At 74.2% G+C, this 20,985-nt stretch carries 28 protein-coding genes; 17 read left to right on the forward strand and 11 right to left on the reverse strand.

Going from position 1 to position 20,985, the window contains the following annotated elements:
* Positions 1-72: 72 nt before the first annotated feature.
* From Ae331Ps2_RS08895 to Ae331Ps2_RS08920, 6 genes are read right to left on the reverse strand one after another with little or no spacing between them, the layout of a single operon-like run.
* Complete coding sequence (locus Ae331Ps2_RS08895) at positions 73-456, reverse strand: hypothetical protein (protein WP_020627419.1); 384 nt, start codon at positions 454-456, stop codon at positions 73-75.
* Between the two features lie 14 nt (positions 457-470).
* Positions 471-1,103: a class I SAM-dependent methyltransferase gene (locus Ae331Ps2_RS08900; RefSeq protein ID WP_020627420.1), complete on the reverse strand. Its 633-nt coding sequence runs from the start codon at positions 1,101-1,103 to the stop codon at positions 471-473.
* A gap of 31 nt (positions 1,104-1,134) precedes the next feature.
* Complete coding sequence (locus tag Ae331Ps2_RS08905; protein ID WP_020627421.1) at positions 1,135-1,542, reverse strand: hypothetical protein; 408 nt, start codon at positions 1,540-1,542, stop codon at positions 1,135-1,137.
* Complete coding sequence (locus tag Ae331Ps2_RS08910; protein ID WP_083696225.1) at positions 1,529-1,975, reverse strand: DUF1707 domain-containing protein; 447 nt, start codon at positions 1,973-1,975, stop codon at positions 1,529-1,531. The genes Ae331Ps2_RS08905 and Ae331Ps2_RS08910 overlap by 14 nt, the downstream gene beginning before the upstream one ends.
* 59 nt (positions 1,976-2,034) lie before the next feature.
* Positions 2,035-2,562, reverse strand: a complete 528-nt coding sequence (locus Ae331Ps2_RS08915; protein WP_075309553.1) for a PadR family transcriptional regulator — start codon at positions 2,560-2,562, stop codon at positions 2,035-2,037.
* A 17-nt stretch (positions 2,563-2,579) separates the two neighbouring features.
* Positions 2,580-3,692 carry a hypothetical protein gene (locus Ae331Ps2_RS08920; protein WP_139318896.1) on the reverse strand — a complete coding sequence of 371 codons (1,113 nt, stop codon included), beginning with the start codon at positions 3,690-3,692 and terminating at the stop codon, positions 2,580-2,582.
* Positions 3,693-3,952: 260 nt separating this feature from the next.
* On the opposite strand from Ae331Ps2_RS08920, the gene Ae331Ps2_RS08925 reads away from it, so the two are divergent.
* The 11 genes from Ae331Ps2_RS08925 to Ae331Ps2_RS08975 all read left to right on the forward strand — a co-directional run bounded on the left by Ae331Ps2_RS08925 (position 3,953) and on the right by Ae331Ps2_RS08975 (position 10,858).
* Positions 3,953-4,978: an NAD(P)-dependent alcohol dehydrogenase gene (locus tag Ae331Ps2_RS08925; protein WP_075312663.1), complete on the forward strand. Its 1,026-nt coding sequence runs from the start codon at positions 3,953-3,955 to the stop codon at positions 4,976-4,978.
* A 102-nt stretch (positions 4,979-5,080) separates the two neighbouring features.
* Positions 5,081-5,407: a putative quinol monooxygenase gene (locus Ae331Ps2_RS08930; protein ID WP_075309549.1), complete on the forward strand. Its 327-nt coding sequence runs from the start codon at positions 5,081-5,083 to the stop codon at positions 5,405-5,407.
* 314 nt (positions 5,408-5,721) lie between these two features.
* Complete coding sequence (locus tag Ae331Ps2_RS08935) at positions 5,722-6,264, forward strand: L,D-transpeptidase (protein ID WP_020627427.1); 543 nt, start codon at positions 5,722-5,724, stop codon at positions 6,262-6,264.
* A 109-nt stretch (positions 6,265-6,373) separates the two neighbouring features.
* Entirely contained in the window at positions 6,374-7,189 is an 816-nt protein-coding gene (locus tag Ae331Ps2_RS08940) for a trans-aconitate 2-methyltransferase (protein ID WP_075309547.1), read from the forward strand.
* 109 nt (positions 7,190-7,298) lie between these two features.
* A complete protein-coding gene (locus Ae331Ps2_RS08945) occupies positions 7,299-7,772 on the forward strand; it encodes a hypothetical protein (RefSeq protein WP_075309545.1) in 474 nt (157 codons plus the stop codon).
* 278 nt (positions 7,773-8,050) lie between these two features.
* Positions 8,051-8,524: an Asp23/Gls24 family envelope stress response protein gene (locus Ae331Ps2_RS08950; protein WP_020627430.1), complete on the forward strand. Its 474-nt coding sequence runs from the start codon at positions 8,051-8,053 to the stop codon at positions 8,522-8,524.
* Complete coding sequence (locus tag Ae331Ps2_RS08955; RefSeq protein WP_075309543.1) at positions 8,521-8,922, forward strand: hypothetical protein; 402 nt, start codon at positions 8,521-8,523, stop codon at positions 8,920-8,922. Before Ae331Ps2_RS08950 ends, Ae331Ps2_RS08955 begins: the two co-directional genes overlap by 4 nt.
* 67 nt (positions 8,923-8,989) lie before the next feature.
* A complete protein-coding gene (locus Ae331Ps2_RS08960; protein WP_020627432.1) occupies positions 8,990-9,202 on the forward strand; it encodes a hypothetical protein in 213 nt (70 codons plus the stop codon).
* Positions 9,203-9,207: 5 nt separating this feature from the next.
* Positions 9,208-9,717, forward strand: coding sequence for an Asp23/Gls24 family envelope stress response protein (locus Ae331Ps2_RS08965; protein ID WP_233147679.1), 510 nt, complete (start codon positions 9,208-9,210; stop codon positions 9,715-9,717).
* Positions 9,714-10,259 carry a DUF6286 domain-containing protein gene (locus Ae331Ps2_RS08970; protein ID WP_075309541.1) on the forward strand — a complete coding sequence of 182 codons (546 nt, stop codon included), beginning with the start codon at positions 9,714-9,716 and terminating at the stop codon, positions 10,257-10,259. The genes Ae331Ps2_RS08965 and Ae331Ps2_RS08970 overlap by 4 nt, the downstream gene beginning before the upstream one ends.
* Positions 10,259-10,858 (forward strand): hypothetical protein, encoded by a 600-nt coding sequence (locus tag Ae331Ps2_RS08975; RefSeq protein WP_075309539.1) that lies wholly within the window; start codon positions 10,259-10,261, stop codon positions 10,856-10,858. The genes Ae331Ps2_RS08970 and Ae331Ps2_RS08975 overlap by 1 nt, the downstream gene beginning before the upstream one ends.
* Positions 10,859-10,923: 65 nt before the next feature.
* On the opposite strand, the gene Ae331Ps2_RS08980 is transcribed toward Ae331Ps2_RS08975, so the two are convergent.
* Positions 10,924-11,814 carry a hypothetical protein gene (locus Ae331Ps2_RS08980; protein WP_020627436.1) on the reverse strand — a complete coding sequence of 297 codons (891 nt, stop codon included), beginning with the start codon at positions 11,812-11,814 and terminating at the stop codon, positions 10,924-10,926.
* Between the two features lie 107 nt (positions 11,815-11,921).
* Positions 11,922-12,896: an aldo/keto reductase gene (locus tag Ae331Ps2_RS08985; RefSeq protein WP_075309537.1), complete on the reverse strand. Its 975-nt coding sequence runs from the start codon at positions 12,894-12,896 to the stop codon at positions 11,922-11,924.
* A gap of 87 nt (positions 12,897-12,983) precedes the next feature.
* Between Ae331Ps2_RS08985 and Ae331Ps2_RS08990 the strand changes: the two genes are divergently transcribed.
* Genes Ae331Ps2_RS08990 through Ae331Ps2_RS09005 form a run of 4 tightly spaced genes read left to right on the forward strand, consistent with a single transcriptional unit; the run spans position 12,984 to position 17,289 of the window.
* Positions 12,984-13,550, forward strand: a complete 567-nt coding sequence (locus Ae331Ps2_RS08990) for a Chromate resistance protein ChrB (RefSeq protein ID WP_075309535.1) — start codon at positions 12,984-12,986, stop codon at positions 13,548-13,550.
* Between the two features lie 15 nt (positions 13,551-13,565).
* Positions 13,566-16,094 (forward strand): cation-transporting P-type ATPase, encoded by a 2,529-nt coding sequence (locus Ae331Ps2_RS08995; RefSeq protein ID WP_083695375.1) that lies wholly within the window; start codon positions 13,566-13,568, stop codon positions 16,092-16,094.
* A gap of 20 nt (positions 16,095-16,114) precedes the next feature.
* Positions 16,115-16,828 carry a S9 family peptidase gene (locus Ae331Ps2_RS09000; protein WP_075309533.1) on the forward strand — a complete coding sequence of 238 codons (714 nt, stop codon included), beginning with the start codon at positions 16,115-16,117 and terminating at the stop codon, positions 16,826-16,828.
* A gap of 35 nt (positions 16,829-16,863) precedes the next feature.
* On the forward strand, positions 16,864-17,289 hold the full coding sequence (locus Ae331Ps2_RS09005) for an acyl-CoA thioesterase (RefSeq protein ID WP_043282665.1): 426 nt from the start codon (positions 16,864-16,866) through the stop codon (positions 17,287-17,289).
* Between the two features lie 61 nt (positions 17,290-17,350).
* Here Ae331Ps2_RS09005 and Ae331Ps2_RS09010 read toward each other — a convergent pair whose 3' ends face one another.
* Together Ae331Ps2_RS09010 and Ae331Ps2_RS09015 are read right to left on the reverse strand one after the other, a co-directional pair.
* Positions 17,351-17,737: a hypothetical protein gene (locus tag Ae331Ps2_RS09010; RefSeq protein WP_020628221.1), complete on the reverse strand. Its 387-nt coding sequence runs from the start codon at positions 17,735-17,737 to the stop codon at positions 17,351-17,353.
* Between the two features lie 510 nt (positions 17,738-18,247).
* Positions 18,248-18,832 (reverse strand): hypothetical protein, encoded by a 585-nt coding sequence (locus tag Ae331Ps2_RS09015; RefSeq protein ID WP_233147680.1) that lies wholly within the window; start codon positions 18,830-18,832, stop codon positions 18,248-18,250.
* 103 nt (positions 18,833-18,935) lie between these two features.
* Here Ae331Ps2_RS09015 and Ae331Ps2_RS09020 point away from each other — a divergent pair, with 103 nt between their 5' ends.
* Positions 18,936-19,541 carry a TetR/AcrR family transcriptional regulator gene (locus Ae331Ps2_RS09020; RefSeq protein ID WP_075309531.1) on the forward strand — a complete coding sequence of 202 codons (606 nt, stop codon included), beginning with the start codon at positions 18,936-18,938 and terminating at the stop codon, positions 19,539-19,541.
* Between the two features lie 139 nt (positions 19,542-19,680).
* On the opposite strand, the gene Ae331Ps2_RS09025 is transcribed toward Ae331Ps2_RS09020, so the two are convergent.
* Positions 19,681-20,529, reverse strand: coding sequence for an alpha/beta fold hydrolase (locus Ae331Ps2_RS09025; RefSeq protein WP_337819457.1), 849 nt, complete (start codon positions 20,527-20,529; stop codon positions 19,681-19,683).
* Positions 20,530-20,544: 15 nt separating this feature from the next.
* Here Ae331Ps2_RS09025 and Ae331Ps2_RS09030 point away from each other — a divergent pair, with 15 nt between their 5' ends.
* Positions 20,545-20,970: a helix-turn-helix domain-containing protein gene (locus tag Ae331Ps2_RS09030; protein ID WP_075309527.1), complete on the forward strand. Its 426-nt coding sequence runs from the start codon at positions 20,545-20,547 to the stop codon at positions 20,968-20,970.
* Positions 20,971-20,985 lie beyond the last annotated feature (15 nt).

Below are 20,985 nucleotides of genomic sequence, written 5' to 3' on the forward strand. Positions count from 1 at the left end.
GGCACTTTCTGCCGATCACGGAACCGACCGGAAAGGCATCGATACTTTCGATCCGGAGATGTTCCACCGGTCTCAACGGCGCTGTACGCCCTCGGCCCGGCGCAGGGTGAACACCGCGATCCGCACGACCATCGCGTCGAGCAGCAGACCGCCGAACGACCACGCGTCGAGCCAGGCGGTCCAGTTCGCCCCCTGCGCGACGGCGAGGAGCCCGGGCACGAGGAACAGCGCGACACCGAGCCCGCCGGCGACGGCACAGGCGAGCAGCGCCGGACCGTCGGTCCGGCGCAGCAGCAGGAGCAGCGACACGACGGCGGCCGCGGCGACGAGCCCGTCGAGCCCGGCCAGGACCGGCCCGGTGGCGCCGAACGCGAGCCGGACGTGCACGGCCGCCGAGAGCACCAGCAGCACGGTCAGGATCCGGCGTCCGGTCACCAGGCCGCGGTCGTCGCTCATGGGGCCATCCTCGCCTACCGCACCCGCAGCACCAGGAGGCGGCAGTCGACCTGCTGCCCTGACCGGTAGGGCGCGACCTCGATCGAGACGGCCTCGAAGACGTCGGCGGCGGCGAGCCGGTCGACCTCGGCACGGTAGCCACCGGACTCCCAGACGTCGTCGAGGACGGTCGCGACCAGGTACCCGCCCGGCCGCACGACCCGGGTGAACTCGGCGAGCGCCGAGGGTCCGACGTGGGCGTGGGTGAGCGTCCCGACACAGACGACGACGTCGTAGGAGTCGTCGGGCAGTGCCAGCGCGGCGGTCAGGTCGGCCTCGCGCAGGTCCCGGTACGCCCCGGTGGCGCGGGCCCGGTCCAGCATCCCGGGCGACAGGTCGATCCCGTCGACGGTGGTCGCACCGCGCTCGCGCAGGGCGACGCCGACGAGCCCGGTGCCGCAGCCGGCGTCGAGGATCTCGCCGCCGGGGCCCGCGGCCGCGACGACGGCGTCCGCGGTGACCGCGGGCGCGACGTAGCCCTGGGCCTCGCCGGAGAGATCGGCGTCGTAGGTGGGGGCCCACTCGTCGTAGAGCGCCCGGGCGTCGGCCGGGCCGCTCAGCGAGTAGGCGCGTTCCAGATGGGGGTCGCCCCCGGTGCTCGTGGCCATCGCCCGATCATGATGGACGGTCCGTGGGCTGTCATGCGCGCCCGAGCAACCCCCGGCGCGGCGGGTCGGCGGCGAGCAGGGAGAGCGCGCACAGCGCGCCCCAGCCGGCGGCGACCATGGTCGCCTTCTCCCTGGCGTCGCGGTCGGGGAGCTGCGAGCCCAGCACCACGAGGTCGACGACGTCGGCGCCGACCCGCACCGCGATCGCGGCCTTGAGCGGGGTCCCGGCCGGGGCCAGGGCCATGGCCAGGCCGGACGCGAGGTCGCGCCCGCCGACCGCCCGCGCGAGCAGCGTGGTGCCCGCGGACGGGGTCCGGCCGCCGCCGGACAGCTTCGTCGGCGACAGCAGCACCTCCGGCTTCGCGGCGACGGCCGCACCGTAAGCGGCGGTGGCGGCGCCCAGCAGGCGGGGGATCCAGGTCAGGTCACGACGGGGCATGCACCCGGTGTACCCGTTCCGCGGCGGTTCTCGCCCGCCCGCACGGACCGGCGACCGAGCGGCCGGTGAGCGTGCCGAGTGCGAGCAGGGCACCCCACGGCCCGATCACCCAGATCGGCCAGAAGTACCCTCCGCCCCCGCCCAGTGCGACGGCGGCCCAGATCGTCAGGACGATCACCGCGGTCAGCGCCCACGGCCCCCAGGTCGCGGCCAGGACGACCCGGCGCACCCGCCGCTCGCGCTCCGGGTCGACGGGACGCGGCAGCCGGGGCAGGTCCGCCTCGACGGCGGCCAGCTCGGACGCCGTGCGCGCCGCGGCCACCTGCTCGCTGCGGGTGGAGAACTCGGCGAGGTCGAGCCGCCCGTCCCCCACGTGCCTGCCGAGCCGTTCCAGTGCGCGCTCCCGCTCGGCGTCACCGATGCGTACGTCCACCACGACCACCCTCCCAGTCGGATACCGGAACTATCCACTATCCGTTTCGGGACTGCAAGTCAGAGTTCGTCGAGGAAGGCCAGCGCCGCCTCCGCCGAGGTGCGCCGCCAGGCGGCCAGCATCCGGTCGAACTCGTCGCCGCCGTCCCCCGCCGCTGCGGCGCGGTCCTGTTCCGCCCGCAGCGCCGCGACGATCGGGGCCAGCTCGCGGCGCTGGGCCTCGACCAGCGCGGTCGCGTCCCGGCCGTGCCGGTGCAGCACCGCCAGCTTGAGCAGGAACTCCGAGCGCAGGTCCCGCACGTGCGGCACCGGGATGCCCAGCCACGCGTCGACGTGGCCGCGGCCGGCGGGGGTGGCGGCGTAGAGGGTGCGGGGCGGGCCACCCTTGGTCTCGACGGCCTCGGCGGTGATCAGGCCGGCGTCGACCAGCCTGCCGATCGCCCGGTAGACGACCGGGCGCGGGATCTGCCAGACCCGGCCCAGCTCGCCGTCGGCGGCGGTGAGCGCGGCGACGGCGAAACCGTGCACCGGGCGCTCGCCGGCCACGGCCAGCACGACCCACTCGGCGAGCCCGAGCCGTGGAAGCATCGGGCCAGCGTAGGGCCTCAGCGGTGGACGGCCGCCTCGTTCCCCGCATCCCAGGAGAAGCCGCGGTCGTAGAGGAAGCGCAGCTCGGGGTCGCTCTCCAGCACGAGCCGCTGGCCGTCCCCGGTCAGCTCGACCCGGCCGTCGGGCCGGGGCGTCCAGATCAGCTCGGCGGTCCGGACGGCGGGCTCGACCAGTGAGGTCGCGCCGGACTGCGGCGCGTTCCACTCGACCCGGATCGTCCGGTCCCCGACGGGCCGCCAGGTCCCGCGGACGACGGTGCTGTCGGCGAGCCGCACCGAGATCCCGGCGGAGCCGGTCTGCGGGTAGCCGGGTACCGGGAGCGACGGGCCGACGTAGGTCCACTGCCCCACGGCCACGTGCTGCCAGCGCCGGTCGTCGGCGAGCCGGGCGGCGGGGGCCGTCGGGTCCTCCACGACCCGGTAGACCCCGGCGAGCGCGATGTCGGAGCGCTGGAACGGGGGCTGGAACTGCTGGAACAGCGCGCCCTGCGCGGCGATCAGCACCAGTCCGAGCACCGGGACCAGCCATCGGGTCACCCGGCGGACCCGCGGCCACGGCAGCAGCCGCGGGGACCCCTCGGTCGCCGCCGTCGGACGCCCGGCCAGGAACCGGACCACCCGTGGCAGCTCGGGGGCCGCGACGAGCGCGAACCCGACCGTCAGGGCGAGTGCGAGCTGCTTGACCGGCACGTCGTAGGTCATGTTCAGCAGGAAGACCGTGCCGCGGGCGACGGTCCCGAGCAGGCCGCCGATCCAGGCCGGGCGCCGGAACACCAGCAGCAGCACGACGACGAGCTCGGCGAACCCGGCCAGGAACTGGATCACCGGGGAGTAGGCCATGAACCCCCACAGCAGCCCCATCGGGCTCTTCTCGCCGGTCATGACGAGCGCCTCGGAGTAGTCGGCCCGGCCCATCTGGGTCAAGGTGAGCTTGGACCAGACGTAGGGCTGCATGAGCAGGATCAGGACGAACCGCAGCAGCGCGTGCAGCGCCCACGCCACCCGGTTCCACCACGGTCGCGGCGCCGCCGCCTCCGCCGCCCCGGCCACCGCGGCGCCGTCCACAGCGTCCTCCCGCCGCACCGCGGCGTCCCCCCTCGTCCCGGTCATGGGCCGACGGTAGGGCGCCACGGCACGGTCGCGGATCCCTCGTCCGACCGATCCTCTGCGCCCGGCACTCCTCCGCGGGTGGGAGACGTGACGCACAGCCCGTCGATGCATCGCACACAACGATCAATGGGTAGACACATGGCGATGCGGCCGTACGACCGGCCGCGCATCCCGCCGTGGCATCGGCGCCCGGCCACACCCGAACCACGGCGTCGGTAGCGACGCCACGAGGAGGAACCGTGCCCACGACCGTGTCCGCCATGAAGACCGCAGGTCCGAACAAGCCGTTCGAGCGCGGCACCATCGAGCGCCGCGACCCGCGGCCGCACGACGTCGTCATCGACATCGCGTACGCCGGGATCTGCCACTCCGACATCCACCAGGCCCGCGACGAGTGGGGCGAGGGCATCTACCCGATGGTCCCCGGCCACGAGATCGCCGGAGTCGTCTCCGCCGTCGGCGACCAGGTCTCGCGCTACGCGGTGGGCGACCGCGTCGGCGTCGGCTGCTTCGTGGACTCCTGTCGCGAGTGCGAGAACTGCCTCGCCGGTGAGGAGCAGTACTGCCTCAAGGGCGAGGTGCAGACCTACAACGGCCGGCAGTACGACGGCGAGCCGACCTACGGCGGCTACTCGACGCAGATCGTGGTCGACGAGAACTACGTGCTGCACATCCCGGACGGCGTGGAGCTCGACGTCGCCGCTCCGCTGCTGTGCGCCGGCATCACCCTGTACTCGCCGCTGCACCACTGGAACGCCGGCCCCGGCAAGCAGGTCGCGATCGTCGGCATGGGCGGCCTCGGCCACATGGGCGTGAAGATCGCCGCCGCGATGGGCGCCGAGGTGACCGTCCTGTCCCGCACGCTGTCCAAGCAGGAGGACGGGAAGCGGCTCGGCGCGGACCACTACTTCGCCACCGAGGACGAGAGCACGTTCAGCGAGCTGGCGGGCCGTTTCGACCTGATCGTCAACACCGTCGCCGCGCAGATCCCGGTCGACGCCTACCTCGGACTGCTCAAGCTCGACGGGACGATGGTCAACGTCGGCGTGCCGGAGGGCCCGCTCTCGTACCACGGCTTCTCCCTCGTCGCGAGCCGCAGGAGCCTGGCCGGTTCGAAGATCGGTGGCATCCGCGAGACCCAGGAGATGCTCGACTTCTGTGCCGAGCACGGCCTGGGCGCCGACATCGAGACGATCTCCTGCGACCAGGTCGACGAGGCCTGGGAGCGGGTCGTGCGGGGCGACGTGCGCTACCGCTTCGTGATCGACACCGCGACGTTCTCCTGAGCGCTGTCAACCCGGTGGGCGTCCCTGATTGAGACGCCCGCACGCCACCGATCCGTGGAACGATCCCCGCGACGTTCCCGACGACCGTGACCGGAGGCTCACATGATCCTCATCGTGCTCAAGGCACAGATCCGCCCGGACAAGCGCGAGGAGTGGCTGACCGGCATCGCGCAGTACACGAAGGACGTGAACTCCGAGCCGGGCAACATCTCCTTCGACTACTACGAGAACTTCGAGAAGCCGAACGAGTTCGTGATCGTGGAGGTCTTCAAGAACAGCGCGGCCGGCGACGCCCACGTGAAGACCGACCACGCGCAGAAGTTCTTCGACTTCATGGGCTCGGTCGTGCCGGAGAAGCCGCTCATCAACTTCCAGAGCGAGGACGGCAAGGACGCCTGGGTCGAGATGGGCGAGGTCACCCCGCACTGACCCGACCCTCCCGACGATGCCGGCGGCCCCACGGGTCGCCGGCATCGTCGTGTCGGGAGCGGAGCGGGCAGGTGGCCCGACCGCACCGGACGGAGGAACCCGGGCGGACCGGACATCGGAACCGAGACGGTCCTTCCGGGTGATCGGGACGGGAGCGCACCGCGTCCGGGCCGGTCGGGAACGGGGTGCAGACTGACCCGGCACGGCCGAACCTTTCGTCACGCAACCTGGGCGTTCCCCACGCGTCTCCCACAGTGACGGAACGATCACGTGGCGTCGCCGCCCCGGGCGACGCGGACGAACAGGAGCACCCCATGGACACCGTCCGGCAGCGGCCCCGCCGCCTCGTCGCACTGGGCCTCGGACTGGCCACCATCGCGGGTGTCGCCGTCGCCGGGACCGCCCTGGCCGCCTCCCCCGCGGCCGAGCAGGCCCGCGCGCAGCCGCTCGTCCCCGGCACCCCCTGCTCGATCACCGCCAAGGCGTGCGTCGACCTGGACTCGCAGCGGTCCTGGCTCATCCAGGACGGCAAGGTCATCCGCGGCCCGATCGGCATCTCCTCCGGCGGCAACGGCCAGGAGACCCCGGTCGGCCACTCGCTGCGCGTCTACCGCAAGGACGCCGAGCACAAGAGCGAGGAGTCGCGCCTGCCCAACGGCGACCCCGCTCCGATGCCGTGGTCGGTCTTCTTCAACGACGGCGGCATCGCCTTCCACAGCGGCGACCCGAACCGCTCCTCCGCGGGCTGCATCCACGTCCCGCCGGCCGACGCCAAGGCGTACTTCGACTACCTGCAGATCGGCGACCAGGTGCAGGTCGTGAAGGCATCCGAGGAGACAGCGGCCCGTAAGGGCTAGCTCGCGGGGAGTCACCGCATCGGGGGCTGCTGGGACGTCCGGCGTAACGCGGAGACGGTCGTGCCGCGACACACCGGACGTATCACCCGCACGTCCCCCGGAGCGCCCGATGGCCGAGAGCCGACCCGTCCGTCGCACGCCGATCGACCACGCCCGGCGGGTCGCCCGGCTCTCCCTCAGCGGCGGCGCGCGGGCCGCCGCGGTCCCGGTGCGCGGCCTGGCCCGGCTCGGCCGCGACGCCCACGACCCCCGCTGGACCGGCCAGACCTGGCTCTGGCAGCCGGGCTGGGGGCGCCGCACGCACGACCGGCCCTACCGCAGCCCTGACCCGTACTCGATCGGGCTGTCGGCCTACGAGCAGCAGAAGTACGGCACCGTCATGGACGCGCTCGCCGGCCGCCGTTTCGACCGGGTGCTGGAGGTCGGCTGCGGCGAGGGCGACCTGTCGGTCCGTCTCGCCGGGCACACCGCGGCTCTGCTCGGGGTGGACATCTGCTCGGCCGCGGTCGAGCGGGCCGCCGCCCGGGTGCCGTCGGGGACCTTCGTCCGTCGCACGCTCCCGCACGAGATGCCCGAGGGCGACTTCGCCCTGATCGTCTGCTCCGACGTCCTCTACTACTGGGAAACGGTCACGCTGCGGGTCGGCCTGACCGCCCTGCTGGACCGCCTGCGGCCGGGCGGGATGCTGCTGGCCTACCACTACCGCGGGGCGTTCGGTCAGGCCGGGACGGCCGACCGGGTGCACGAGACGCTCGTCGCCGCCGCGACCGCCCGCGGACTGACGGTCCGGGCGCACGAGACCGTCGACGGTGTCGGTCCCGACGGCGCCGGGGCCCGCTTCGCCGTCGTCGTCCACCCCGAGGTCGCGGTGCCGTCCCCGCGCCGCCCGGAGCCGGGCGTCGCAGTCCGCGCACGTCGATCCTGAGGGGTCGACTGGGCCGGGTGGCGGTGCGGTCGCTGGACCGTCCGGGCGTTCTCGTCAGGTCGACGTGGACCTGTCGTGACCGGGCGGTTCCTGGTTACCGTCCGGAGCCATGACGGTCGACGCCGACGGACCCGCCGGGATGGCCGACGCACAGCGCGTGGTCACCATCCCCGAGCTGAGCGCACCGAGCTACCTGCAGGCGGTGCTGTCGATCGCCTACCGCGACGAGCGCAACAGCGTCCCGCTCACCGTCGCCACCCCGGCCGGGCTGGTGTTCGGCAACGCCGTGCACCCCTCGGCCTGGCTGCGCGGACTGGGGGACCAGCTGCGCCGGCTCACCGCCGACGATCCGGGCAACGAGTCCGCGGCGTCGATGGCCGACATGTTCGACGAGATGGCCGGCGGTCGCGGCGACGAGCGCCCCGGCCCGGACGTCCCGACGAAGGACATCCACTGGATCTACTTCACCGACGCGCTCGTGGTCCCGACCGCGGCGGGCGGGCCGAACTACGGCGAACCCGCCTGCTGGCAGGTGGCACTGCGCGACGTCACCGGCTGGACGATCGGCCTGCCGCCCGCCTGACCACCACGTCCGATGAACACCCGAACACGTGATCGCAAACCCGCAGGATCCGGGCCCCGCCACAGCCTCCCTTCGCAGGTCGGACGCTCTCTGCCCAGGTCAGCGACCCATCGGCGGAGCGCAGGTGTGACGACGACCACCCAAATTGGTCCGTGAGGATGCGCCACCCCCGGGACTCCCATGTGTGTCGAGCGGATCGACAGGGCACCACCGGTGCGAACCGGCCCCCGATCCGGCCACTGTGAGGCCCGATACCGGGCCATGACCTGGAGGCACACATGAGCACCACCGAGACCAAGGCGACCAAGGCCCCGGCTGTCACCGGCACCCCGTCGGCCCTGCAGTCCGAGCACGGCAGCACCCGCATCGCCGAGACCGTCGTCTCGAAGATCGCCGGGCTGGCCGCCCGCGAGGTCAGTGGCATCTACGCCCTCGGCGGCGGCGCGGCCCGCGCGTTCGGCGCGTTGCGCGAGCGCATCCCGGGCGGCACCACCAACGCCTCGCAGGGCGTGTCGGTCGAGGTCGGCGAGAAGCAGGCCGCCGTCGACATCAACGTCGTCGTCGAGTACGGCGTCTCCATCGCCGACCTGGCGAAGGCCGTGCGCCGCAACGTCATCTCCGCCCTGGAGCGGATGACCGGGCTCGAGGTCGTCGAGGTCAACATCTCGGTCGACGACGTCCACCTGCCGTCCGAGGACGACGGCAAGGACGAGGAGCCGAAGAAGATCGAGTCCACCTCGCGGGTGGCGTGAGCGCCCGTACCGCCGCGGGTGGCGACGGGATCGTCGCCACGGGTGCGATCGACACCGACCGGATCGCCGACGCGGTGCTGGGCTGCCCCGGCGTCGCGCAGCTGCACGGCGGCCGGTTCGGTGAGGTCGCCACCTACCTGCCCGGACGCCGGGTGAGCGGCATCCGCGTGGACCCCACGGCCCCGGCCGTCGAGGTGCACGTGGTCGGTCGCTACCCGGCCTCCGTGGCCGAGATCGACCACCAGGTCCGCACCGCGCTGCTCCCGGTCGTCGGGGGCGCGCGGGTGGACGTGGTGGTCGGCGACTACGCCGGTCCCACCGAGCCGACGCCCGTCCGGCAGTCGGACTCGGCACCCGCCACCGGCGAGCTCCCGGTCCCTCCCGCGGCCACCCCCTGACCCGCCCGGACGCCCGTCCACATCCCCGGACGTCCGGTACCTCCTCGTCTCGAAGGACGTGACTGTGATGTCCCTGTCCACCAACACCCAGATCGGCCTGATCGCCGGTCTCCTCCTGGCCATCGCCGGCATCGTCGGCGGCTTCGGCGGGTTCGTCCTCGCCCTGATCCTCGGCGCGATCGGGCTCGGCGTCGGCCGCTGGCTCGACGGCGACCTCGACCTGTCCGAGCTCTCCGAGCGGTCGGGGCTGTCCGGACGCGGCCGCGACAAGGTCCGGTGAACCCGGTGAGCACCGTCGAGCCGACGGGGACGGCGACCGGGGACCCGGAGACGATCCGGGCCACCCGTCTCCCCCCGCCCCCGCCGGACGACACCCCGACCCGCTCGATCGACACCGGCACGGGCTCCGCGGACGCCTCCGCCGGGACGGCCCCGGAGGACCGGGGCCGGGTCGACGTCGCCGACCAGGTCGTGCAGAAGATCGCGCTCGGCGCCCTGGAGGAGACCGAGGGCGTCGGCGGGAGCACCGGCACGGTCGGGCGGATGCTCGGCCGCGACGACGCCGACGGCCACCCGCGCGTCGAGGCGACCGTCTCCGGGCAGTGGGCCCGGATCGACGCGCGGATCTCCGTCGCCTACCCGTCCCCGGTCGCCGCGGTCTGCGACCGCGCCCGCGCGCACGTCGTGCGGCAGGTCGAGGCGCTGACCGGGCTGTCCGTCACGCGGGTCGACGTCGTCGTCACCGCGCTCACCATCCCGGGCGCCGCCCGCCCGGCCGGGAGGGAGCTCGAATGATCCGCCGCCCCCGCAAGTCCCTCGCCGCGGGCATCGTGGCGCTGGTCCTGCTCGCGCTCTGCGTCGTCGTCGCCGTCGCGGTCGTGCAGCTGCTCCTCGGGCAGCAGCCGATCCTCGACTTCGGCCTGCTGGGCTCCACCGTCGCCGGGTACACCGGCGCCGACGTGCCCGTGCTCGTCGCGTCCGGCGTCGTCGCGCTGGTCGGGTTGGTGCTCGTCGTGGTCGCGCTGCGGCCGGGCACGCCGACCGTGTTCCCGCTGGCCTCCGCGGACGGGGCCGAGAAGCTCGACTCCGGCATCACCCGGCGCAGCCTGAACCGGGCGCTGGCCGACGCCGCCACCGACGTCGACGGCATCACCAAGGCATCGGTGAAGAACACCGGCCGCCGCGCCGCCGTCACCGCGCACGCCGCGTTCGGCGACCCCAGGGACCTGCGCGACCGGGTCCGCAGCGCGGTCGCGCAGCGGCTCGACGCCGTCGGACCGGCCCGCAGCCCGAAGATCACGGTGTCCGTGACCGGCACGAAGCAGCAGGAGGCGTGATGGCCAGCGCGACCCCACCGTCCCGGCTCAACCGGACCCTGCTGTTCCTGATCGGGCTCGTCCTGCTCGCCGCGGGGGTGTTCGGGCTGCTGTTCGGCACCGGCGTCCTGCGCCAGGTGCTTCCCGGGATCGACCCCTCGGTCCCGCTGCTGCCCGCCGGTCTCACGCTGCCCGCGTGGGCGCCGTGGGTGACCCTCGCCGTCGCGGTCGTGGTCGGGCTGCTGGCCCTGCGCTGGCTGCTCGCCCAGGCTCGTCGCACGCCCCGCACCTCGGCATGGACGCTACCGTCGGCGCAGGTCGCGGGCCGGGACGCCGGGACGACCCGGATCCACTCCGACCACGCCGCGGACGCCCTGGCCGCCGACATCGAGAGCTACGACGGCGTCCAGCGCGCCGCCGCCGCACTCGTGGGCGACCGCCGTCGTCCGGAGATCCACCTGGACGTGACCGCGGACGACGGTGCCGACCTCGCCGCGCTGCGCACCCGGATCACCGACCACGCGCTGCCGCGGCTGCGGTCCGCACTGGACATCGAGTCCGGTCGCGCCGACCTGGTGCTGCGCCTGGCCGAGGAGAAGGCGCACTCGCGGGTGGGCTGAGCGACCGCACACCGACGACGACGGGGCCCCGGATCACCGGGGCCCCGTCGTCGTGTGCGGGCGGGTCAGCGGGACCGGTCGACGAACCCGGCGCCGGCGATCCGCAGGCCGCTGCCGCCCGCCATGCGGAGCAGCCCGGCCATGGCGATGACCAGACCGACCATCTCGAGGGTCTCCTCGGTGCCGGCCAGGACGTTGTAGGTGAAGGACTGCACGTCGCCGGTCTGCTCGAACAGCGCCCCACCGGCCGACTCCAGCCCGACCGCGCCGAGCAGGAACACCGCCGCCCCGGCGACGACGAGCCAGGCCCCCGGCCGGCGCAGCACCATCGGCAGGCACAGCACCGCGACCACCGCGACGAGCGCCACGGCCGGGATGATCCAGGCGTAGGTCAGGAAGCCGCTGGTGCCGAACGTGGTGTGGATGATCCAGCCGACCTGCTCGTGGTTCGCGGCGGTCTCGTCCATCGCGACGACCGCGCAGGACAGGCTGAGCAGGATCCAGCGCCACCGCTCGCGGCGCACCGAGTTCGCCGCGATCAGCGCGAGCAGCGCCGCGTTGGTCAGGTGCAGCGCCGAGCTGAACCAGGTCGAGATGTTCAGCTCGGTGCCCAGCCGGATCGGGGCCGGGATCTCGAAGCCGGGCCGCCCGATGCCGTAGACGGCGGCGCCGTAGTGGGCCAGCGCCAGCACGGCGACGATCGCGGCGGCGGTGCCGACGACCGGCCCGCGACGCACCAGCGCCAGGTGCGGTGCGCCGGGCGCGGCGGCCTGAGCCTGCGGTGACGGCTCCGCGGGGGCCGGGCTCGCGGCCCCGGAGGCCCCCGCGGGCCGCGGACCGGCCCCGGCGTCCTCGGTGACGCGCGGGATGACGACCGTGGCCGGGTCGTCGTCGGCGCTGTGCGCGCCGCCGCCCTGGGCGCCGCGGCCCCGGGCGAGATGGTCCTGGGCGGTCATGTCCCCTCCTCTTCACCGGCGGCCGGGCGGCATCAGCAGGCGACGTCGACTCCGACCGCAAGGTGGCTGGAAGGTAAACGAGCGTATGACCACCGGGAAACGCCGGGTCAGCTCCAGGGGCGCGCGGAGCGGGTGCGCCAGTAGCTCTCGGCCGGTTCGGCCAGCGCGGCGAGCTCCTCGGCCACGTCCGCCGGCAGCGTGAGCTCCGCGCCCGCGAGGTTCGACGCGAGCTGGTCGGTCCCGACCGGGCCGAGCAGCACCCGCCACGCCCACGGGTTCGCCAGCGCCGCGGCGACGGCGATCCGGTCCAGCCCGATCCCGGTCCGCGCGGCCAGCGCCGCGGCCGCACGGGCGCCCTCGGTGCCGTCCTCACCGCCCGGGGCGAGCCTGCCGTTGGCGAAGACCTCCTTCAGGATCACCCGGGCCCCGGCGTCGGCGGCCTCGGCCAGCGCCGGACCCACCGAGGGTTCGAGCGGGTTCCAGGTGCTCTGGAACGAGGTGAACAGCGGCTCGCCGTCCACCCGGACCTCCAGCGCCCGGCGCACCGCGTCGGCCTGGGCGGGGCCGGAGGTGGAGATCCCGACCCGGATCCCCCGGTCGCGCAGGTGGGCCATCGCGCGGTGGACGCGCTCGTCGTCGAGGACGCCGGTGTCGAGCGTCGCGGAGTGCACGTGGTAGATCCCGAGGTGGTCGCCGAGCAGCTGGTGGCTCATCGCGTACTGCTCGGTGAAGGCGTCGAGCGAGTGGTCCTTGATCTCGTGGGTGTCGGCGTCGGTCCGCCACCCGCCCACGTAGCGGTAGCCCCACTTCGAGCCGATCTCGACGGGGTCCTCGCCGCCGGTCACCCCGGGCCGGTCGGCGAGCCAGCCGGCGAGGAACTCCTCGGCGCGGCCGTAGGAGCGGGCGACGTCGACGTAGCGGACGCCCGCGGCGTACGCGGCGTCGAGCAGGGCACGGGAACGGTCGCGCAGGTCGGCGACGTCGCGGGCGTCGCCGAGCTCGGCGGCGCGGCCGGAGGTGATGTAGGCGGGGCGGGCGATCGCGGCCAGGCCGAGACCGAGACGGTGGGCGGGGGCGGGCATGCCCCCAGCCTGCCCCACCCGACGCCGGCGCCCCACCCGACGAAACACCTGTTGCACGCCGGTGGCGGCCCGGTACCGTCACCCGGCATGACCGACGCGCCGTCAGCCGGCTGGGTCCTGCTGCTCGCGCAGCTGCCCGCCGCGCCCTCGAGCCCACGGGTCACGCTGTGGCGCCGGGCCCGCGCCGCGGGCGCGGTGGGCCTCCAGAACGGCGCGTGGGTGCTGCCCGCGACCGACGAGCACCGCACGTTCCTGGAGGGGCTCGCGACCTACGTCCGCGAGGCCGGCGGCACCGCGTTCGCCCTCGACGTCGCCGCCGGGAGCAGCGACGAGGGCATCGTCGCCCGGATCCGCGCCGAGCACGGCAAGGAGTTCGCCGAGTTCACCGAGCGCGGCGAGGCGCTGCTGGCGGAGCTGGCGAAGGAGTCCTCCCGGGACAACTACTCCTTCGCCGAGCTGGAGGAGAACGAGCAGGACCTGGAGCGGCTCACCCGCTGGCTGGCGACGATCTCGTCGCGGGACTTCTTCCCCGACGAGCGCGGCAAGGACGCCGAGGCCCTGCTCGACCGCTGCCGGCACGCACTCGACGCGTTCACCGCCGCCGTGTACCGCGCCGAGGGCGTGGCCCCCGACCTGCCACCGCGTACGGACTGAGGCCGTGGGCAGCCGGTGAGCACCGGGGCGCACGCCGCGACCGGCGCGGCGGTGGTGGACGACCTCGGCACGGACGCCGTGCGGGGTCTGACCGACGCCGAGGCCACAGCCCGTCACCGGCGGCACGGCCCCAACCGGTGGGTGGTCCCGCGCCGGGTCACCTTCCTGCGGGTAATGGCCGACGAGGTCACCGAGCCGATGATGCTGCTCCTCGCGGCGATCGCGGTGCTCTACGGCGTCTGGGGCAGGTTCGACGACACCGTCGCCGTCGTCGTGATCATCGCGGCGGTCGTCGGGGTCGAGGTGTTCGCCGAGTTCCGGGCGAAGTCGGTCATCGCCTCGCTGGGCGAGCTCACCGCCCCGACGACGCCGGTGGTGCGCGACGGGAGCACCGTCTCGGTCGATGTCACCGACGTCGTGCCCGGCGACCTCGTGCCGCTGGCCGCGGGCTCGCGGGTGCCCGCCGACCTGCGCCTGGTCGAGTCCTGGGGTCTGCGCGTCGACGAGTCGACCCTCACCGGGGAGCCCGTCGCCGCCCCCAAGGACGCCGCCAGGGTGCTGCCCGGCGACGCCGCGCTGGCCGAGCGGACGAACCTGGTGTTCGCGGGGACGACGGTCGTCGCCGGGCGGGCCCGCGGTGTCGTCGTCGCGACGGGGACGGCCACCGAGCTCGGCACGCTGACCGGGCTCGTCGTCGCCGCGCGACCGCCCCGGACCGCGCTGCAGCAGGCCATGCGCGAGCTCGCGGGCAGCCTCGCGACGCTGGCGATCGCGTTCAGCGTGCTCGTCCCACTGATCGGGGTGCTGACCGGTCGGCCGTGGCGGGAGATGGTGCTGACCGGGCTCACCCTGGCCTTCGCGACGGTCCCGGAGGAGCTGCCGATCATCGTCAGTCTGGTGCTCGGGCTCGGCGCGCACCGGCTGTCCCGGCGACGCGGGCTGGTCCGGCGGCTGCGCGCGGCGGAGGCGCTCGGACTGGTGACGGTGCTGGCCACCGACAAGACCGGCACGCTCACCCGCAACCGGATGGCCGTCGCGCGGGTCGAACCGGCTCCGGGCACGGACGGCGACACCGTGGTCGCCCTCGGCGCGGCCTGCACCGAGACCGCCCCCGAGCCCGACGGCGGCTGGTCCGGCGACCCGACCGACGTCGCGTTCCTGGTCGCCGCCCGCGACCGTGGCCTGCCCACGCCCGCCGAGCCGGTCGCCCGGTTCCCGTTCGACCCCGGCCGGGAGACGATGACCGTCGTCCTGCCCGCCGGCGCCTCCGGCACCGCCACCGTGGTGACCACCGGCTCGCCGGAGTCGGTGCTGGCCCGGTGCGCGGCGCCGTCGCCGGAGACCGCGGGCCGGGTCGCGGTGCTCGCCGCCCGCGGCCTGCGCGTGATCGCGGTGGCGAGCAGGCCCGCGCCGCAGGTCCCGGCGACGGTCGGCGCCGCCGAGCGCGACCTCGTCCTCGCCGGGCTCGTGGCGCTGTCCGACCCGCCGCGCCCGGGTGCCGCCGAGGCCGTCGCCGCCGCACGACGGGCCGGGGTGCGGGTGGTGATGCTGACCGGGGACCACCCCGCATGTGCCCGGGCCGTCGCCGCCGAGGTCGGCATCGACCCCGACCCGGTGCTGACCGGCCGCGACCTCGACGGTCTCGACGACGCGACGCTGGCCGCCGCCGTCGCGTCGACGCCGGTGTTCGCCCGGGTCACGCCCGCGCACAAGCTGCGCCTGGTCACGGCGCTGCAGGCCGGCGGGGAGGTGGTGGCGGTGACCGGGGACGGCGTGAACGACGCCCCCGCGCTGGCCCGGGCCGACGTCGGGGTGGCCATGGGCTCGTCGGGCACCGACGTGGCCCGCGAGGCGGCCGGGCTCGTGCTGGCCGACGACGACGTCTCCACCCTCACCCGTGCCCTGCACGAGGGCCGCACGCTGCACGGGAACCTGCGCAAGGGCGTCGCCTACTACCTGGCCTGCAAGGCCGGGCTGGTCGCGACCGTCGCCGCCGGGGTGCTCACCGGGATGGCCGTGCCGTTCACCCCGATCCAGATCGTGGTGCTGGAGATGTTCATGGACATCGCGGGCAGCGCGACCTTCGCCGCGGAACCCGCCGAGCGCGACGCCATGACCCGCCCGCCACGCGACCCGGGCGCACGCTTCCTGGACCGGGCCCTGCTCGGCGACCTCGCCGCGGGGGCCGTGGCGCTGTTCGTCGCCGTCGGCGGGCTGTACCTGGTGACCGCCTCGCAGACGGTGGCGTTCGTGGCGTGGCTGTCCGGGCACCTGGCGCTGGCCTGGGTGATGCGGACCGAGCGGACACCGGTGCTGCGGTCGGGTCTGTTCGCGAACCGGTTCCTGCCCTGGTGGACGGTGGTGACCGCCGCGGCCGTGTGGGTGGCCACGACGGTGCCGGCGCTGCGGGAGACGCTGCGGCTGACCCCGCTGACCGGTCCGCAGTGGATCGCGGCGGTGCTCGTGCCGGTGGCCGCGGTCGCGGTGCTGGAGCTGCGCAAGGCCGGCCGGCGGCGGGCCGCCACGGCACGCCCGGCGGGGTGATCCGTGCTAGACCACCGGTCGTGAACGGATCGGTCCTCTCCCGCCCGGCCCCCGAGCCGCCCCGTGTCGTCGCCGTCGGCGACGACCCCGACCAGGTCATGGACCTGTGGCCGGACGGCGGGCCAGGCCGCCCGCTGGTCGTGCTGGTGCACGGCGGGTTCTGGCGGCCCCGGTTCGACCGGGTGCACCTGCGGTCGACGGCGGGTGCGGTGAACGCGCTGGGGCTGCCCGTCGCGTCCCTGGAGTACCGCCGGGCGCCCGGCGACCCGGACGCGACCGTCGCCGACGTGCTCGCCGGACTGCGGGCCGCCCACGCGATCGCCGGACCGGTCGTCGCGGTGGGGCACTCGGCGGGCGGGCACCTCGTGCTGCACGCCGCGGCCGTCGAGCCGTCGCTGATCAGGGCGACGGTGTCGCTCGCCCCGGTCGCGGACCTGGCGCTGGCCGACGCGGAGAACCTCGGCGACGGCGCGGTCCGCGCCTATCTCGGCGGCCCCGCGGCCGGGCGCACCGACCTGGACCCGGCGGCGGGCCCGACCCCGCCCGGACCGGTGACGATCGTGCACGGCGACGCCGACGAGCGCGTCCCGCCGGCCGTCTCCCGCTCCTACGCCGGCCGGCACCCGTCGGTACGGCTCGTCGAGCTGCCCGGCTGCGACCACTTCGCGGTGGTCGACCCGCTGTCGGCGGCCTGGCGGACGGTGACCCGGGAGATCCTGGCGGCGGCGACGTGAGCGCGCCCGGCGGCCTGCCCCGTCACCAGCTGACGATGACCGTGCTGATGACGCCGGACATGGCGAACTTCTCCGGCAACGTCCACGGTGGCGCGATCCTGAAGCTGCTCGACCAGGTCGCGTTCTCGTGTGCGAGCCGCTGGGCCGAGACCTACGTCGTGACGCTCTCGGTGGACCGGGTCCGCTTCCGCGAGCCCATCTACATCGGCGAGCTCGTGACGTTCCAGGCGTCGGTGAACCACACCGGGCGCAGCTCGATGGAGGTCGGCATCCGGGTCACCACGGAGAACATCACCGAGCGGACCCAACGGCACGCCAACAGCTGCTACTTCACGATGGTCGCGATGGACGAGCACCGGCGTCCGGTCCCGGTCCCGGAGCTGGTCCCGTCGAACGACACCGAGCGCCGTCGCCGGGACGACGCTCGCCGGCGTCGCGAGGTGCGCCGGGCCGGGGGCTGACCCCGGACACGACGGTGCCCCGGGACCACGTCGTCCCGGGGCACGTCGAGGTGCGGAGAGATCAGCCGATCGAGTCGCCCGCGCCGGAGGTCTGGCCGCAGCTGTCGGACTGGTCGGTGGCCGAGTCGCCGGAGACGGCCTTGGCCTTGCCACCCAGGCCGAGGGCCCCGGTGATGCCGCTCAGCAGGTTCGCGTCCTCGACCGGGACCTGCACGCCCAGGACGTTGACCGGGATGTTGTTGTTGCAGAGCTGGATCGGCACGTTGATGTTGTTGCCGCTCAGGCCACCCGCGAGCAGGCCCTTGGCGTCCTTGTCGATGTGGCCCGACTCGTGCTTGCCGTGGTGCTTGGCGGAGTCGCCCGCGTAGTCGCCGGCGAAGGCCAGCGGGGAGACGGCGAGCAGGGACGCGGCGGACGCCGCGACGATGATTCCGGCCTTCTTCAGCACAGTTCTTCTCCTGATGAGGTGTCAGGGCCGTGGTGAAGGCCCCGTTCCATGTCGGCACGCTGACAGAAAGGGGGGAGCCCGTGCCGACTGGCTGCGAATCTAGCGGGGCGGGAGTGCCCGAACAATTCTTCTACCACCATCGGGTGGCCAAATCACTTTCCGTTCGGATACTGAGGTGTTCTCCTGGTGAGTCACGGATCCATGCGGATCCGGGCACGTGCCGGTCCGACGACAAAGGGGGGAGCCCGAACCGGCTGAGGAGAACGATAGGGGGCGGAAAGCGCACGGATCAACCCGGGAAACACCATCGTGGGGAACAATCACCGAGGGTCAGTTATTCACACGATACGGTTTCGTCGCCGAGTCGGCCGTTCTGCACGACGACGGTACGAAACCCGGCGCCCCGGCCTCCCGGCCGACGCCGACCGGCGGGTCGGGAACCGACGACACGTCCTGGACCCTGACACGGACGGCCGGCCCGTCGACCGTGTCACCGTCACCGTGTCACCGTCACGCGGACGCGACCCGGCCGAGCCTCAGCGCCGACACCAGGAAGAAGACACCACCGAGCAGGGCGTAGCCGGCGACCCCGGTCAGGGACGCCTCGCCGCCCGAGGCCATCAGCACGAACGAAGCGCCCGCGACGACCGAGAGGGACCCGCTCGCGATCATGGCCCCCTGGCCGCCCGCCGCGCGACGCCGCAGGGCGACGACGAGCTGGGCGACCCCGGCGACGACGGCCCAGGCACCCCAGACCCGCAGCACCGCCGGCACGCCCGAGCCGAGGACGACGACGAGCCCGACGGCCGCGAACCCGCCCAGGACGATCGTGGCGTACAGGCCCGGAGCCACCCCGGTCGCACGCGAGGAGCGGGCGTCGATCACGGCGGCGGCCACGTCCACCAGCGGGTAGAGCACCAGCAGCGCCGCGGTCAGCGGGCCGACCTCCGCCGCGTTCGGCAGCAGCAGCGCCGCCCAGAGCAGCGCGAACGCGAACCGCGCGAGGTACAGGCGCCGTAGGGCGACGGTGCCGTCGACCGGCCCCGGGCGGGGGGTCCGCACGGTGCGCCGACCGGTGGTGGGCGAGCTCGACATGATGCCTCCTGGAGGGAGAAAGACCGTTCTTCCTATGAACCCGAGCATGCACGCCTGACTCGCCATAAGCAAGACCGATCGTTCTTTCTGCTAACGTGGGGCCGTGGCTGCACCGACACGCACGACGTCCGGGGCCGGGCGCTCCGAGGCCCGCGAGCGGCTGCTCGCGACGGCGAGCGGGCTGTTCTACCGCGAGGGCATCCGGGCGGTCGGTGTGGAGCGGATCCTCGCCGAGACCCCCACCACGCGCGCCACGTTCTACCGGCACTTCCCCTCGAAGGAGGCGCTGGTCGTCGCCTACCTGCGCGGCGTCGACGCCCACACCCGCGCCGCCCTCCAGGACGCCGTCGCCTCAGCCGCCACCCCCGACGACGCCGTCCGCGCCGTCGGCGCCGCGCTGGTGGACGACCTGACCGGTGCGGACTTCCGGGGGTGCGCGTTCCTCAAGGCCGCGGCCGAGTTCCCCGACCCGGAGGACCCCGTGCGCCGGGTCGTCGCCGAGCACCGCAGCTGGTACGTCGCCAGCCTCACCGAACTGTTCGCCAGGGTCTTCGGGTCCGCACCGGGGCGCGGGCGACCCGAGCACGCGGCCCAGCACTTCCTGATGATGCGCGACGGGGCCATGGCCGGTGCCGACATCGACGGGGCGGGCCACGTCGGCGCCGCGTTCCGGCGCGGGCTGGAGGGGCTGCTCACGCTGACCCACTGAGGCGGCGATCGCGGGCCTGCTGCACCCCGAAGTCCGTGCACTCCGCCGGGCCGGAAGGACGGCGATCCGACGCCAGGCAGGGCGATGTGCGGCCGCCGGCGCGGCTCGTCGACAGGGCCGGGACGACAGCGCCCCGGCATCACGTGCGCAGAAGTGCCACGAGCGCGTCGGGCCGGTCGAGGGGCACGATGTGCCCGCAGTCGTCGAGCAGGTGCCCGTCGAGGACGTCGGCGACCCCGCGCAGCTGGTTCTCCAGCGCGCGACCGACCGACGCGGCGCCGACCGCGGTCGTGGGCACCGTCAACCGGGCCTCGGCCACCGCCGCGGCGAGCTGCCGTCCCGTCTCGGGCAGCGCCCGGTAGACGGCGAGCGCGCAGCGGAGGGCGTCCGGGCGCGCGAACGCGTCGGCCATCGCGGCCCGCAGCGCCGGACGGATCCCGCGCCCGCGGGTGCCCTGGTCGAGGAACCACCCGGCGTAGGCGGCCTCGTTCCCGCGCAGCACGCTCTCCGCCAGCCCCGGAACCCGGTGGAAACCGAACCACCACGGGGGTCCGCCCTCGAAGAACTCCTCGGCGCCGGGGAGTGTCCCCAGGGTCGACTCGACCAGCACGAGCCGCGCGACGAGGTCCGGGCGGCGCAGGGCGAGCAGGAACGCGGCGGGGACACCGGCGTCGATCGCCACCACGACCGCCGGCGCGGCTCCGAGGGCCACGACCAGCTCCTCGAGGTCGCGCGACAGGGTTCCCGCGTCGAGCCCCTCGGCCGTGCGGGTGCTCGCCCCGAACCCGCGCAGGTCCGGCACGACGACCCGGTGGTCCTCCCGCAGCGCGTCGCGCACCTCGGACCACACCAGGCCGGTGTGCGGGAAGCCGTGCACGAGCACCATCGGCGGCCCCTGCCCCACCTCGTCGACGGCCAGCTCGACCCCGTTGACGGCGACCATCCGCACGACGACCTCCCAGTCGGTAACTTCTGGTGACCAGATCACCTAAGCTCACCGACCATGGAGACGGAAGACGGCACGTCGACGGCACCTGGTGAGCCCGGGGTGACCGACCCCCGTCGCGGGGACCTGTTCTCCCCGGACTGCCCCACCCGTCGCCTGCTCGACCGGCTCGGCACGAAGTGGACCTCGATGGTGGTCGGATCGCTGGCCGACGGCGGAGAGCTGCGGTTCACCGAGCTGCGACGACGCGCACCGGGGATCTCCCAGAAGATGCTGTCCACGACGCTGCAGAACCTCGTGCTCGACGGCCTGGTCGCCCGGCGCGTCGAGGACACCGTCCCGCCACGCGTGCACTACCGGCTCACCGAGCTCGGTGCCTCCCTCGAGATCCCGCTCTCCGCGCTGCGCGAGTGGGCGCAGCAGAACATGGCCCGCATCGACGACCACCGCACACGGACCGAGGCGTCCCGCACGGGCCGATGAGCACGGGCGCCCGCC

It is taken from the genome of Pseudonocardia sp. Ae331_Ps2, assembly GCF_001932405.1.
Taxonomy (GTDB): domain Bacteria; phylum Actinomycetota; class Actinomycetes; order Mycobacteriales; family Pseudonocardiaceae; genus Pseudonocardia.